General features: G+C 54.7%; 15 protein-coding genes. 9 read left to right on the plus strand and 6 right to left on the minus strand.

The features are described from left to right. Positions 1-33: 33 nt before the first annotated feature. Positions 34-426 (minus strand): GFA family protein, encoded by a 393-nt coding sequence (locus GTU76_RS27640; protein ID WP_016984866.1) that lies wholly within the window; start codon positions 424-426, stop codon positions 34-36. 2 nt (positions 427-428) lie between these two features. Beyond that, positions 429-677, minus strand: a complete 249-nt coding sequence (locus tag GTU76_RS27645; RefSeq protein ID WP_016984867.1) for a DUF6555 family protein — start codon at positions 675-677, stop codon at positions 429-431. 195 nt (positions 678-872) lie between these two features. Between GTU76_RS27645 and GTU76_RS27650 the strand changes: the two genes are divergently transcribed. Then, on the plus strand, positions 873-1,307 hold the full coding sequence (locus GTU76_RS27650; RefSeq protein WP_016984868.1) for an HhH-GDP family DNA glycosylase: 435 nt from the start codon (positions 873-875) through the stop codon (positions 1,305-1,307). 46 nt (positions 1,308-1,353) lie between these two features. Here the strand turns inward: GTU76_RS27650 and GTU76_RS27655 are convergent, their stop codons facing one another. Together GTU76_RS27655 and GTU76_RS27660 are read right to left on the minus strand one after the other, a co-directional pair. Beyond that, positions 1,354-1,830, minus strand: a complete 477-nt coding sequence (locus GTU76_RS27655; RefSeq protein ID WP_016984869.1) for a hypothetical protein — start codon at positions 1,828-1,830, stop codon at positions 1,354-1,356. A gap of 282 nt (positions 1,831-2,112) precedes the next feature. Continuing rightward, entirely contained in the window at positions 2,113-3,459 is a 1,347-nt protein-coding gene (locus tag GTU76_RS27660; protein WP_180700051.1) for a HEAT repeat domain-containing protein, read from the minus strand. Positions 3,460-3,771: 312 nt separating this feature from the next. Between GTU76_RS27660 and GTU76_RS27665 the strand changes: the two genes are divergently transcribed. The 3 genes from GTU76_RS27665 to gbdR all read left to right on the plus strand — a co-directional run bounded on the left by GTU76_RS27665 (position 3,772) and on the right by gbdR (position 7,158). Continuing rightward, complete coding sequence (locus tag GTU76_RS27665) at positions 3,772-4,254, plus strand: HIT family protein (RefSeq protein WP_180700052.1); 483 nt, start codon at positions 3,772-3,774, stop codon at positions 4,252-4,254. Between the two features lie 313 nt (positions 4,255-4,567). Then, entirely contained in the window at positions 4,568-5,968 is a 1,401-nt protein-coding gene (gene gabP, locus GTU76_RS27670; protein ID WP_016984872.1) for a GABA permease, read from the plus strand. 89 nt (positions 5,969-6,057) lie between these two features. Next, positions 6,058-7,158, plus strand: a complete 1,101-nt coding sequence (gbdR, locus tag GTU76_RS27675; RefSeq protein WP_150707923.1) for a choline metabolism transcriptional regulator GbdR — start codon at positions 6,058-6,060, stop codon at positions 7,156-7,158. Between the two features lie 18 nt (positions 7,159-7,176). Here gbdR and GTU76_RS27680 read toward each other — a convergent pair whose 3' ends face one another. Further along, a complete protein-coding gene (locus tag GTU76_RS27680; RefSeq protein WP_016984874.1) occupies positions 7,177-7,707 on the minus strand; it encodes an ATP-binding protein in 531 nt (176 codons plus the stop codon). Between the two features lie 214 nt (positions 7,708-7,921). Here GTU76_RS27680 and GTU76_RS27685 point away from each other — a divergent pair, with 214 nt between their 5' ends. The 5 genes from GTU76_RS27685 (at position 7,922) to GTU76_RS27705 (ending at position 12,526) form a co-directional block, all read left to right on the plus strand. Further along, positions 7,922-8,335 carry a PaaI family thioesterase gene (locus GTU76_RS27685; RefSeq protein WP_016984875.1) on the plus strand — a complete coding sequence of 138 codons (414 nt, stop codon included), beginning with the start codon at positions 7,922-7,924 and terminating at the stop codon, positions 8,333-8,335. A 404-nt stretch (positions 8,336-8,739) separates the two neighbouring features. Further along, positions 8,740-9,732, plus strand: coding sequence for a hypothetical protein (locus tag GTU76_RS27690; RefSeq protein ID WP_016984876.1), 993 nt, complete (start codon positions 8,740-8,742; stop codon positions 9,730-9,732). 2 nt (positions 9,733-9,734) lie between these two features. After that, positions 9,735-10,367, plus strand: coding sequence for a DUF2997 domain-containing protein (locus GTU76_RS27695; protein WP_016984877.1), 633 nt, complete (start codon positions 9,735-9,737; stop codon positions 10,365-10,367). Further along, positions 10,368-10,889 (plus strand): 4Fe-4S single cluster domain-containing protein, encoded by a 522-nt coding sequence (locus GTU76_RS27700; RefSeq protein ID WP_150707925.1) that lies wholly within the window; start codon positions 10,368-10,370, stop codon positions 10,887-10,889. 26 nt (positions 10,890-10,915) lie between these two features. Further along, positions 10,916-12,526, plus strand: a complete 1,611-nt coding sequence (locus tag GTU76_RS27705; RefSeq protein WP_180700053.1) for an AAA family ATPase — start codon at positions 10,916-10,918, stop codon at positions 12,524-12,526. 257 nt (positions 12,527-12,783) lie between these two features. On the opposite strand, the gene GTU76_RS27710 is transcribed toward GTU76_RS27705, so the two are convergent. Beyond that, positions 12,784-14,643 carry an ABC transporter ATP-binding protein gene (locus GTU76_RS27710; protein ID WP_180700054.1) on the minus strand — a complete coding sequence of 620 codons (1,860 nt, stop codon included), beginning with the start codon at positions 14,641-14,643 and terminating at the stop codon, positions 12,784-12,786. Between the last annotated feature and the right edge of the window lie 25 nt (positions 14,644-14,668).

A 14,668-nucleotide genomic window follows, 5' to 3' on the forward strand; every position in this document is an offset into this window, starting at 1 on the left:
TGAACCGCTGGCGAGCCTTGATGCGCTCGCCAGCTAAGGCGACTGCCAAGCCGCACCATCCGCCACCGGCACCTCACCCAAATCATAAGGATTAACCCCTTCAAGACACCCGACATTGAAACCAAACTCCTGCGGGTTGGTGCTGCGTCGGTGATGGGTGTAGATGCCGCAGTTACCGCAGAAAAAATGCTCGGCCACCTGCTGGCCAAAACTGTACTTCAACAATGCGGATTTTCCTCGAATCACTTTCAGGTCAGCCGCCGGCACTGCCGCGACGATCGCGCCTCGGCGTTTGCAGAACGAGCAGTCGCAGCGATGGGGCGTGGGCAGGCCGTCGGGCAGGTGGATTTCGAGGATCACGGCGCCGCAATGACAACTCGCGCGATGGTCGCGGCGGATGGGTGTGGTGCCGATCTGTTTGAGCATGATCAAGCCTCCATCCAGTCCACCGTTGCCGTTTCGCGCCATTTCACCTCGGTGATGCCGAACCGCTCGGCCTGGGGTTTGGAGATGACTTTCAACGGTGGCTTGCCGGGTTTGGGAATGGGTGCAATGCCGGCGTCGCAACTCGCCCAATGCCATGCGTCAGCGTTGCGCATGGTCTTGGCGCGGATGACGAATGATTTTGGCTGGCCGTGCAGTTTGTATTCGATGACGAAGATGTCGACGTTGCTCATGAGTTCCTCCTTACGCTCATACGCAAATGAGTTTTGCCAACCCAAAAAATTCAAAGGATTTTCGCGGTTTGTTTCAGGCTGCTGACAAACGCTTTGCTTTGAACGGTTGGAACCGGCGGCGGCCTAAAGATCAAGCGTCTGCCAAGCACACACGCGGACGAAAATACCCCACGATTTCAGCCCCGGAGATAACCGGTGAACAAGACGATCAGCGCCGAGGATTTGAACATTCATTTCAAGCACAACGATGACGCTGCGCTGTTTAAGTGGCTGCTTGCCAGTTTCTTGATGGGCAAGCGGATACAGGCCGAAATCGCTGCCGAAGCCTATCGGGTGATCGCTGATAAACACGGGCGCGATACACCGAGCAAACTGGCTGCGTGCAGCCATCGTGAACTGGTCGCGATGCTCGGGGAGGCGCATTACGTGCGTTATGACGAGACCACCGCCGTACGCCTTCACGCCTTGGCCCGCAGGGTAAACGACGAGTATGCGGGCAAGGTCAGCCATATGGTCGAGGCCAGCGCTGATCGCCAGGCATTCGAGAAACGGCTGGCAGAGTTCGACGGCATTGGCCCGAAAACCGTGGAAATCTTCATGCGCGAGGCAAGCGCTGTGATCAGCCTTTGATCGTGGGCCGTGGCGAAAAGCGGCCACCGCCCAGATCGTGCAGAGCCTATTTGACTCGACGGCCAGAACGATTGATCGCCAACAGGCACAGCCCGACCAGCAGTGCGGCGCCTGCAACCAGGAGCGCCGAAGGTTGTATCGGTTGGCGCAAGCCTGCTGCTGTATGCCGCTGCGATATCGCCCGTGGTCGGGTTTCAAGTGTCACTTCGTCAAGCGTCTGGAATGGCGTAACGGCTTCTGCCTGAAAGGGCACTTCCTCGATGCTCAGACGCAGGCCGTCTGACAACTCCAGTGTTCGCGCAGTGATTGCGCCGACGAGTCTGTCTGGATAAACCGGTTCGCCATTGGGATCGAGTTGGTCATACAAGAAATTCTGCCCTTCGAGCCAGCCTACGGCCGTCTGCAACTCGGGACCCAGGTAATACTTGCCGTCGAGGAAAAATCCAGGAAATTGCGGCGCACGCTCGACGCTTTCTATGCGATATCGCTCACCCGCTCTCATACCGGTTTCAGGGGCAATCATGGTCAATCCCTCCGCTGTAGGTTCAGCGGTAGAGAACAAGGATCGACTGTCGTTCCATGTAAAGGAGGAAAGGTAGGCGTTGTCCCGAAATGAACCGGTAACGGTGAAAACAACTTGGCCCGATGAAGACCGGACGAAGCAGCAGCGCCACAGGTTCATCGGGTGCCAGGGGCTTTTCTATGTACGTCAGGCCCGAGGTGGCGTTTGAGGAACGGCACCAAACGCTATCACTGGTCTATGACCGGCGGATCATCTTGAGTCCTGTCTGTTGAGGCTGCGGGGTCATGAAAAGCGAGCACCCGAGCGGATCAGCCCCTTTGCCGTCAACTCCCGAAGCTTTTCCCGCATTGCTTCGCGCTCGGCCTTGGGCGTTACCGGATCGACAGCCAGATACTGCCTGTCGCACCACCCTTCGATTTGACCTATCCAGTAGGTTTGCCTCGCATGCCCTGTATCGAGGCGACCTAAAAAGTAGCCGATTTGTTGCCAGGTCGGGAGCAGTTGGAAAATGGCGTTGCGACGCGTCAGCGGGAGTTCATGCCAGTCTTGGTCAAGTTTGGCTGTCAATCCGCGGATCAACAAAGACCAGGCAACTTTGTCCAGTTGCGCAATCACCACCGAAAAAACTTTATCCGACGGATCATCAAGCGCCGCGAACAGTTCAGGCAATTGATCAGCGCGAAGCAGGCGCGCTGCGGCCTGTCGCACAGTGACAAAGGCCGAGCGCAGTGCGGCTGTATGCCAGTGTTCTGGCAACGTGTCATTGAGTTCAGTGGTCAGGCCGATCACGCCCAGCCAGTGTTGTTTTGCCGTGGGCAAAGGCTGGCTCAAGCGCTCGGTGAGGACGGCATGCGCATCAACGTCATTACGCGGTGCGGCCCACAGCGCCAGATTGCGGACGGCTGGTGACACATCCAGCAAGGCTTCGCGCAGAACCGGTTTCGGATCGGCAAGTAGTGGCAGCAGCGCATACAGCACGCGCACACGGATTTTGCCGCCCGGGCGCGACATCGCATCGAGGAGCAACGGCAGACTTTGTGCCGCCGGCAACATCGCACTCGCCGGCACCGCCATCAAGCGTACGGTCAATTCACGATGAGCCAAAGCGCTGCGGAGCAGGGCTTCGCGATCTTCAGGGTTTTCCAGCAAAAGCGTAAACAGGTAGCGCGCGGCTTTGCCCTGGCGATTCAAGAAGTCGGCGTACACCTCATCCCGGCATTCCGCCGATTGCAGCATTTTGCGTACCGTCGACAGCGTCTGACTGTGGTCGACCCGGCGTTGCGCTGCCAATGCCATCACCGGTTCAAGAGCGGACAACCAGGCCTGTGTATGAGCAGGCGAGAAGTAGCGTTGCAGGCCCGCCGCCGCCAAATCGCGCACCTGCGTGACCCAATCGTTCAGGCGTTCGATCAACACCGCTAATGCTTCGGGGGACGGCTGTCTGCACAGTTCTCGCACCGCAACCTCTCGAACAAAACCGTTGGAGTGATTGCTCACGTCGGCCCATGTGCCGGTATTGCCGAGGCGAGTGAGGATCTCCAGCGCCTCGTTGCGCCGATAATCTTCATAGGTGGAAGACTGTCCTTGCTTTTGTGCCAACCGAGCCAGCCAGTCTTGAGTGGTGTTCATGGGGCAGTCCTGTGCGTCCTTGCGGGGGTGATTTTTTGCGCAAAAGCGCCAGCCTACGCGACTTGCGCCGGAGGGCAAAAAAATCCTTGTTTTTCTGAAGACCTCAACTCGGTCAGGAGCGACTTGATTTTTTTAAAGCTCTTCAAACGTTGCCTTATGAGTGATGACTATTGTTGCCCATGGTGGGCGGAGCCGAACGCGCCGCGTCGGGCGCGGATGATGTTTACATTGCCGGGGGATCGGGATCTGCGCAGGCATCGTGACGAGTCCTTTGTTACTCTTTGGCCTCAATTGCTTCAGGACCTCCGGCACATGGAAATTGCCCCGAATTTCATCATTCATGAAACCGAACACTGGATCATCAATCACCATCTGGCGAACACGCTTCCCGGCTATCTGATGCTGGGGACGAAGGTCGAAACCACATCGCTGGCCGAGTTGTCATCCGATGCCTTGAGCGAGTTGGGCGGTCTGCTTGCCAAAACCCAGCAAGTCATCGAGCGACAACTCACGCCAAAACACCTCTACATCGGTCGCTACGGGCATCAGCCGGGTTTACCGATCCACTTCCATTTCATTCCGGTTTATCACTGGGTCGAAGCGCTGTTCTGGCAGGACACGCGATATCGGCTCCTCGATACGTTTGCCCACGTTGAATGCGCTGCGTCAGCGACTGACGGTGCAGAGCTGACGTTGTTCGTCTGGCGGGAGTTTGGGGAAAACCCGATACCACCGAAGGCGCAAGGCCCTTCCATTGAAGAAGTGATCAAACATCTGCGTATTGCGTTTGGCTGATTGTTGGAACAAGGCACAACGAACCCGCGAACTATCCTGCGATTTTTCGCTGACTGATTGGTGCCGATCTCGACTGTTCGGTCTTTGCATGTCGATATCAGACACAATCATGGCGCAATCAGGCTATTGAGTCGTCCGGCAGGCCGGGTAAGGTGACGTGTCTTCACATCAAAATAACCCCATTCAGATCATGGGGTTGATAAGAACTGCGGCGGTTGAACGGGCTTCTTTCGGGAGGTTCAGCAGGCAACGAGCGTACTCGTTTGCCCGGTCAACTTGCTTAAATGTCGATCAGCAGAGAATAAAAAAACCAATGATCAGCCCGAACTCAACGGATTCGAGTAGCCAATTGGCGCAGGGCTTCAAGCCTCGTCACGTGACCATGCTGTCCATCGCCGGAATTATCGGCGCCGGTTTGTTTGTGGGCTCGGGGCATGCCATTGCAGCGGCGGGGCCGGCGGTTCTGCTGGCTTATCTGTTCTCCGGTTTGCTGGTGGTGCTGGTCATGCGCATGCTAGGTGAGATGGCGGTGGCCAATCCCGACACCGGCTCATTCTCCACCTATGCCGACCAGGCCATCGGGCGCTGGGCAGGTTTTACCATCGGTTGGCTGTACTGGTGGTTCTGGGTTTTGGTGATTCCTATCGAAGCGCTGGCCGCCGGGCATGTGTTGAACCAATGGTTTCCGCAGGTTGATGCATGGCTGTTCGCGTTGGGCTCGATCATTGCGCTGGTGGTGACCAACCTGTTCAGCGTGTCCAAGTACGGCGAATTCGAGTTCTGGTTCGCCATGGCCAAGGTCGTGGCGATCATTGGTTTTATCGGCGTTGGTTTTGCCGTGTTGATGGGCTGGATTCCCGACAGAGAAGTCAGCGGTTTGAGTGGGCTGATGGTCGAGCACGGTGGGTTTGCACCCAACGGCTTGTCAGCGGTGGTCGGCGCTTTCATCACCATCATGTTCAGCTTTATCGGTACCGAAGCGGTGACCATTGCCGCTGCCGAATCGAATGACCCGTCGCGAAACATTGCCAAGGCCACGCGCTCGGTGATCTGGCGCATCGGTGTGTTTTACCTGCTGTCGATCTTCGTGGTGATCTCCGTGGTGCCGTGGAATGATCCGTTGCTGGCCTCGGTCGGCTCTTATCAGCGCGCCCTGGAAATCATGAACATTCCCCACGCCAAGTTCATGGTCGACATCGTCGTGCTGATTGCCGTGGCCAGTTGCATGAACTCCTCGATCTACATTGCCTCGCGCATGTTGTTTTCGTTGGGTCGTCGTGGCGACGCGCCGAAGATGCTGAAGGCGACGTCCTCGGAAGGTGTTCCGCGCGCAGCGGTCATCGCCAGCACCGTGATCGGTGCGTCAATCACCGTGTGGAGCTATTTCATGCCCGCCGGACTGTTTCAATTCCTGCTGGCCAGCTCCGGGGCGATTGCCTTGCTGGTCTACCTCGCCATTGCCGTGTCGCAGTTGCGCATGCGGCGGATTTTGCAACAGCGCAACGTCGAACTGACCTTTCGCATGTGGCTGTTTCCCTGGCTGACGTGGCTGGTGATTGTGTTCATCTGCGCAGCGTTGGCGGTGATGATGATTACCCCGGAACACCGCACCGAAGTCACCACAACCATCGGCTTGGCGCTGGCGATTTCCTTTATCGGCCTGGTGACGTCGCGTCATCCTGCGCCGGCGGCGAGGGTCACGTCGGTGGGGTAAGGCTTTGGCGCCGAACCTGATACTCCCTTGGCGAAGGCCGAGGGATATGACCGACGCCTGCATCTCAGGCCGATCTTTATGAGGACATGATGTCATCGACCCCCACCGCGGCCGACGGTAAGACACAAACCGTTGGTTTTCTGCTGCTGGACAAATTCACCCTGATGTCGCTGGCGTCCGCCGTCGAGCCATTGCGCATGGCCAATCAACTGACGGGGCGAACGCTGTATCGCTGGCATACCTTCAGCCCCAATGGCGCGGCGGTCTGGGCCAGCGATGGCGTGCCGATCACGCCGGATGGAGCGTGGAGCAATCCCGCTGTGGCGGACACGGTCATCGTCTGCGGTGGCGTCGGCATCCAGAGTTCGATTACCCGCGAGCACACGACTTGGTTGCAAGCCTTGGCGCGTCAATCGAAGCGCTTGGGCGGGGTGTGCACCGGTAGCTGGGCGCTGGCCAAAGCCGGGTTGCTCGACGGCTACGAGTGCAGCGTGCATTGGGAATTTCTGGCAGCCATGCAGGAAGCTTTCCCGCGCGTCAGTGTCAGCACCAGCCTGTTTACCCTCGATCGCAACCGTTTCACCAGCTCCGGCGGAACCGCGCCGCTGGACATGATGCTGCACCTGATTGCGCGCGATCATGGTCGTGAGCTATCCAACGCCATCTCCGAGATGTTCGTCTACGAACGCATCCGCACCGAGCAGGACCATCAGCGAGTGCCGCTCAAACATGTGGTCGGCACGCATCAGCCCAAGCTGCAAGAAGTTGTTGCTTTGATGGAGGCCAATCTCGAAGAGCCGATCGACCTGGATAACCTGGCTGAATACGTCGATTTGTCACGTCGGCAACTGGAGCGGCTATTTCAGAAATACCTGCAATGCACGCCGTCGCGCTACTACTTGAAGTTGCGGCTTATTCGCGCGCGACAGCTGCTCAAGCAAACCTCCTTGTCGATCGTTGAGCTGGCGTATGTTTGCGGTTTCGTCTCCACCCCGCATTTCTCCAAATGCTATCGCGAGCACTTTGGCGTGCCGCCGAGCGACGAGCGATCCGGTTCTGAGATGAGCCGTAAACCGGTAACGCAGCCGTCAATGATCAAGCCGCTGACGACGTTTGATCAGGCACGCAACGAATCGACGTTTGCCAGCGTTCGGATGGTGGAGGGTGGCGATCTGGTGTCTACGGGCTGATCGTTCTGGTTCCCGCGATCACGACAAAGCCTGAATGACATCCGCAGCCATTTTTTCAGTACTTCTCATGCCGTCAACTCGCAACACCGGGGCTGTTTGCGCTGATAACCACGACTCGTGCCACGCTCGATTGCGTCCTGAAAAGTCTGGATTGTCGTATTGCGAGGCCCATTCTCGAAAGGCCACATGTATTTCATGCATATCACCACCGGGCGCAATCCGATCTCCAAAGCGGCGCCTTTCCCGTACTGCCAGCCGCTCAAGGCGAACAGGCGTAGGTGTGACAACGAACACAATCAGATCGGCATGGGCAATCAGCGCATCTCCCCAATTGATACACGAGCCGGTCAACACCCAATCGTCGTCGCCGAGTTCTCGCTGCATCAATGAAACGCGTTCATCGGGTAGTCGTTTAGTCGTGAACGGAGGATTGGTGGGCAGCCAGTAATAATCATCGACATCGACGTGTTGCAGGTCGAGCAAAAGGGCGAGGTTCTGCCCCAATGTCGTCACGCCCGCACACGAAGCGCCTGTAATGTAGATCCGCAATTTTCCTCCTTGAACAAGAGCCTGTTTCGGTTCGGCAAGGTATCAAGACAGCTCCCCGGGTGTAAGTACCGCCCATTCAGGGCGCACGGTTTATCAGTGCAGATTCCGCATCCGTATAGTTCTTCCCCCGTTACATCATTCCCCATAAACCTTCCAACTGAATCGAAGTATTCAGCTCAATGACGCCGGTGAGTCGCCGGCACACGGAGGGACCATGGACGCCACCGCAATTCCCGAGGGATTCACCCCATTCAGCCGCAGCAGCCCGTTGCTGGATTTGCTGGGCCCGATCTACGCGCGCGGCAGCGGGCTGCAATTGGAGCTGGGTTTATTGACTGACTCACGCCATGCCAACGGCCGTGGCACCTTGCATGGCGGGGTATTGGCGACATTGGCCGATGTCGGGATGGGTTACGCCATGGCCTTTTCCAGCGACCCTCCACAGCCATTGATCACCGCGAGCATGACCCTGGATTATCTCGGCGCGGTAAAAATGAATGAGTGGCTGGAGGTACGTCTGGAGTACTCGAAAAAGGGACGTCAATTGGCGTTTGCTGCAGTTAGTTTGAATGTTGGTGAGCGAACGGTTGCGCGGGCCAGTGCGGTGTTTGCGGTGCCGATGGGGTGAGGCGTGTTCACCGCACAGTTTGAATGACTGGAGGTTTTTTAATATCCGATTTGGCATTCGCAAACGGGGGCTACGCCTTGCCGGAGTTGTCGCTCGAGTGTAGGGTACACAGCCGCTGCGATCTGTAGCGAAGCCAACTACCTGTGATGCTCTTTATTGGTAATGCCAAAACGTTAGGTATTGACCTTGAAGTTTTACTGTTTGATCGTTCCTTGCTGCCTGTAACTGCAACGGCCCCGGCCACTACAAAAGCGGTAAGGGTCGAAGTTCGCCAGAATAGTATGGCTACTTCAGACCGTCCCTGGCGCGTGATACACCAAAAACGTCAGTGGCATAGACCAATGAGCAGTTCTAAACTCACCCCCTCAGTACCCGCTACTGCACCAACTCTAGAAGGTTTGTGAATGATAAAAACTATCCCTATATGGAAAATGATGATGGCCACCAGGGGTAAGATATTGGGACTTGCACTCCTGGCATCCTTACCTGTTTTCGTCGTTGGCGGTGCGTGGGTATTCCTTGAAGGTTTGAAAAATGGGCAAAAGAGCCAAGCTATAATGGGGTTTATCTGTCTGTTTTTCTTTGGTGTGGGCAGCGTGCTATTTGCACCTTCAAGAAAATATATTCCCGGCAAAACATTTCAGGGTTATAGAAATAAGAAGCTCAATACAAGGACAGCCGTATATTACGGTTACGCAATCATTATTTTTATTTGCTCGGTTTTTGCGGTGCTTGTACCTAAAGATATGCTGAAAGCCCTAGGCTATGGGGTGGTAGGTATTGTTGGTATTTATTATTATTCAAAGAGCCTAAAGTTTCACGCCGATATCGACTTTTCGACAAATGAGTATTTGGCAACTGCTCTGGGATTTCCAGCAGGTGAGAAGATTCTGCTCAGCTACCAGAATTTTGATGCGGGCGAAGTTGAAGCAGGTTGCAATGCTTTTGCCGCAACGGCGACAAAGTTAATTGTAGCGTCGTTTGATGGGAATGTTTGGGAAAAGCTGTCACGGGACCTGAATCAGATCTCGCGCATTGGTATCATTGGTGATGAAAGCCAAAATTACTACGTTAAATTGCAGTTTAATGATGGAGCCGATGCTTTGCTGCGCATTGGACTATATGAAAAGCTCACATCAAATCCCGTCTTGGTAGTAAGAAGGCTGTTGGAAACGATTGATGCAAGCCTCCTGAGTGATAATGGGACACTAAAGACAGCACCAAGACGCCGGGTAGTTGTCAGTTCTGCAGCGCCAATCTCGATTTCAGAAGATGTTGCGCCTGAGTCTACGCGCGCAGCCATGGTGCCTGTACGCAAAATTGAAGTGGCCCCTGATGTATTAAATGCCATCCGGTCCGCCGAGGAAGTTGCTCCCGGTCGCAGGCTGGAGCTTTAAAAATGTCGCATTGTACAAAATTTGAGTTTTCTTATGTTAATGAAGAGGCTATTGCCAAAGCTTTCGGCAAGATGGGGCTGAGCCCAACGACGGGTCTGGTTTCCATATTTTCCAGCGACTTCAGTAAAAAAGTGTTGAGCAGAATAGGCTATATGGGCACGCAGCAATTTAGAGCTATTTGTGGCCAAACCGCTGATGGGTTCAATCTGTTTGTTTGCCAAATTGAGGATGGCTCTTACAAACTCCTCATTGAACGGGAGAATGTTTCGGTTAACGATGAATCGATAATGGCTGAGTTGGCTTTAAGCTTTCAGAAAGCGTACATCAGCGTCGCCATCGATGAAACCATCACGCGCATAGGCGCATCAGGTGTTCCAGCAAGAGTGAAAGAATATTTTCATGGGTTTGAAGTTGAATTTGGATCTAACTACGAATACAGCATTCATGTCACGTTTACCGGCGATCAAGTAACGGAGGAAGTGCGTGGCGTGAAAGGCGACATTTGCACAAAACTTACTGAAGAGCTTGAATCGCTACTGTCCAGGCCTACGGCGGAGCTTGTAACTGAATGGAAGCCGGAATATACCGTAGTCCATGAAGAGCAAACCCTTCAAATTCTCAGCGCGAATTTCTGAATGGACATCAATGTACACCATATGGAGTTGAGCAGCGTTAACGGCCCCGGGTTGCGTTTGACATTATGGGTGCAGGGTTGTGCGCTGAATTGCAAGGGTTGCTTCAACCAGGCCACTCACCCACGCGAAGCGAGTAAGCTGATGCCTGTTCATGAGTTGGCACAGAAGATAAATGCACTGGACATCGCCGGGGTTACCCTCTCAGGGGGAGAACCGCTCGACCAGGCGCCGGCCGTGGAGCAATTGATACATGCCGTCAATGGCGAGAAAAACTGGATACTCTATACAGGCTATACGCCAAAAGAGATATTCCAGGATGAAGCCAAGATTCGAGTTGTCAAAGCCGTAGACTTGACGCTGGCCGGTCGGTATCGGCATAACGCTCAACACCCCTATCAGCACAAGCAGATTATCAAAACCAGCGACAGAGTCGATATTGATTTTTTTAGTAATAGAAGAGTTGTCGAGTTTATTGTTTCAAGTTCTGGCGTTACCAAAACTGGTCTTCCGATGGATGTATAGCTCAGTTCAAATGTAGGGATATAGGTATGAACCGTACCAAGCAGATAACAGATTACCTCAAGGCGCGTTATGCGGTTTTGGTTATTGAAACGTTTGAAGAAGAGCGTGCGCTGAGTGAGATTTCTGCAATCGCCAAAGCGCTTAGCCATCGTTTATTCGTTTGGAACTCGACACTTGGAGTTCAGATAAATGGCGTCGTGGCTGGGGATAAAACCTTTGATTTGAAAGTGGCTTTGGATTTTTGCGAAGAAAAGGCAAAAGAGGAGGGTAGCAAAAATATTTTTGTTTTTTGTGATGCTCATAACTATCTTTCCTCAAACTCAAATCCCGTCTACCGCCGTCGACTTCGAGATCTGGCCATCAATATCCGCGCGCGTGGATATCGAAGCAATTGCATTGTCGTGGCACCCAGTTTTGAAATTGCCAATGATCTGCAAAAGGAAGTTACATTAATTGACTTTCCTTTGCCGTCAAGGGATGAAGTCAAGGCTCAGATAAATAACTTTGTTGCTTCTTGGCAGGGCAATGACAGCGTCAAGATTGATCTTTCTAGCGAAACCAAAGATAAACTTATTGATGCCGCTTTGGGGCTCACGGCATTGGAAGTTGACAACAGCTTGTCTCGTTCATTGGTATCAAGTCTCAGCATAAATGAAAGTACTGTAAAGGATCTGCTTTCCGAAAAAAGACAAATTATACGCAAGACAGGGATCTTGGAATACATCGACTCAAAGGTAAGCCTTGAGGATGTTGGAGGATTGGCAACTCTTAAGAAGTGGCTTCATTTGCGTAGCCAGTGTTTTGGGCAGGCGGCTAGGGAGTTTGGTGTCGGAACCCCAAAGGGTTTGCTCTTAACTGGAGTTCCTGGTTGCGGTAAGTCTCTAACGGCGAAATGCGTATCGTCGTCATGGAACATGCCCTTATTGCGTTTGGACATGGGCAAAATTTTTCAAGGGGTGGTTGGCTCGTCAGAGTCCAATATTCGTTCCGCCCTGCGTACTGCCGAAGCTATTTCGCCCTGTATCCTATGGATCGATGAAATTGAAAAAGGACTTTCCGGCTCTTCCGGAGGAGCATCGGATGGTGGCACGGCTACCCGCGTATTTGGAACACTGTTGACCTGGATGCAAGAAAAAACGGCACCTGTTTTTGTGTTTGCTACCGCCAACAACATCCACAGCCTACCTCCTGAATTGTTGAGAAAGGGGCGATTCGACGAGATATTTTTCGTTGACTTCCCGTCGACACTAGAAAGAAAGAAGATTCTTGAAATACACCTGAAGAGATTGAAGCGTGATCCGGAAAAATTTGATTTGGATCGATTGTCTGCTCTAGGAGGGGAGGCGAATTTTGGGAAAGATATTGTACTTTCTGGTGCTGAAATCGAAGCTTGGGTTGGGGATTCGCTGATTGAAGCGTTCGCACGGCGGGCGAATGGTTCTGGAGATGAAAGCGACCTGACGATGGCTGATTTTGAGACGACTATTTCGCGTTTTGTACCCATGAGCAAAATGCGTAAAGACGAGTTCACAAAACTTCGTGATTGGGCGAATCAAAATGCAATTAGCGCTTCGGCTATGGTTGCCGGTCAGAATGATACGGAAGCTCAAATCGGTGGCAGGCAAATTGATTTTTAATCTGTGGTGATACGGCAGCCCGACTGCTTAAACCCTACTAGTGACTCCCCCAAGCGGCTCAGCAGAACCGGGTGGGCCCAGGGAAGAAATGACCGTCTTGACCATCATTTCTTCCCTCGAAACAGAATTTCGAACCGCGAGATCTGGATGTGGATGAGCGGGGTAGCAATCGGCACGCAGCATTCTCTTGTGAGCGACTGCTTCTGGCCGAAAGTCAGCCGCTCACAAGCGACTGTTCCCCCCTCAGTCCGAAACCCTCAAGCCTGATCCATCGCCGCCGCCACACCCTGATCCTCACCCAGAAACCCACCACTCTGGTGCTGCCAGAGCCGCGCATAAATGCCGTTCCTGCTCAGCAACTCAGTGTGCGTCCCTTGCTCGATAATCCGCCCCTCATCCATGACGATCAGTCGATCCATCGCGGCAATCGTTGACAGTCGATGGGCGATGGCGATGACGGTTTTGCCCTGCATCATTTCATCGAGGCTTTCCTGAATGGCCACTTCGACTTCAGAGTCCAAGGCACTGGTAGCTTCGTCGAGCAGCAGAATAGGCGCGTTCTTCAGCATCACTCGGGCGATGGCGATACGTTGGCGCTGACCGCCCGACAGCTTGATGCCGCGCTCGCCGACCAGGGTGTCGTAGCCGCTGTGACCTTGTTTGTCGCTGAGTTGGCTGATGAAACCGTCGGCCTGTGCGTTGGCGGCGGCGCGGCGGATGTCTTCGTCGGTGGCGTCCGGGCGGCCGTAGGCGATGTTGTCGCGTATCGAGCGGTGCAGCAGCGACGTGTCCTGGGTGACCATGCCGATGGCGCTGCGCAGACTGTCTTGGCTCACCTTCGCGATGTTTTGCCCGTCGATGCGAATCTCCCCGCTGTCGACATCGTAGAAGCGCAGCAGCAGATTGATCAGCGTCGATTTGCCCGCTCCGGAACGGCCGACCAGACCGATTTTTTCGCCGGCGCGGATGTTCAGGCTCAGGTTGTCGAGGACCTGACGTTCGCCGTTGTAGTTGAAATTCACCTTGTCGAACGTCACCGCGCCGCCAGCAGGCACGAGCACGCCGGCGTTCGGCGCGTCTTGCACCTTGGGGCCACGGGTGAGGGTGGCCATGCCGTCCTGGACGGTGCCGATGTTTTCGAACAGCGATGTCATTTGCCACATGATCCAGTGCGACATGCCGTTGATGCGCAATGCCATGGCAGTAATCGCCGCCACCGCACCGGTACCGACCTGACCCAGATGCCACAGCCACAGGGCATAGCCGCCGGCACCGATAATCAGCCCGACCACCAGCGCCTGATTGACAATTTCGAACTGACTGACCAGACGCATCTGGCGGAAACCGGTGAGCTTGAAATCCTCCATGGCCGCGCGAGCAAAGTGCGCCTCACGCTTGGAGTGCGAGAACAGTTTCACCGTGGTGATGTTGGTGTAGGCGTCGGCGATGCGCCCGGTCATCGATGATCGCGCATCGGCCTGTTCCTGGCCGACTTGGCCCAAGCGCGGCACGAAATACACCATGGCCAGCCCGAACAGCGCGACCCAGATAATGAACGGCAGCATCAGTTTCAAGGCAAAACCGCCGGCCAGAGCGATGATCGCAATGAAGTAAACGCCGATGCCCGGGGCGATTTCGATGAGCGTGAACAAGACTTCGCGCACGGCCAGCGCGGTCTGCATGACCTTGGTCGTGACTCGCCCGGAAAACTCATCGGAGAAGAAAGACAGGCTTTGCCGCAGCATCAGCCGATGGAAGTCCCAGCGCAGCCGTAACGGCAAGTTGATCGCCAATATCTGGTGCTGGACCATGGTGCGCAGCGCCACCAGCCCGATGCTGATGAACAGCACGATGCCGATACCCCACAGCACACGACTTTCCTGCGCGTTGACACCTCCGCCGGCCTGCCACGTCGAGAGCAGATCGACGACCTGACCAAGAAAGGAAAACAGCCAGGCTTCGTAGATCGACACACCTGCACTGAGCAGCGCCAACGCAAGGATATAACCGCGTGCACCACGTGTGCAGGCCCACAGGAACCGCATCAGGCCGACGGGCGGGGGTGGTGCTTCGTCGGGTGGGAAGGGGTCGAGTCGTTGTTCAAACACGCGAAGCATTGTGGTCTCCGAAATGATCAGGGTC

Source organism: Pseudomonas crudilactis, assembly GCF_013433315.1.
GTDB lineage: Bacteria > Pseudomonadota > Gammaproteobacteria > Pseudomonadales > Pseudomonadaceae > Aquipseudomonas > Aquipseudomonas crudilactis.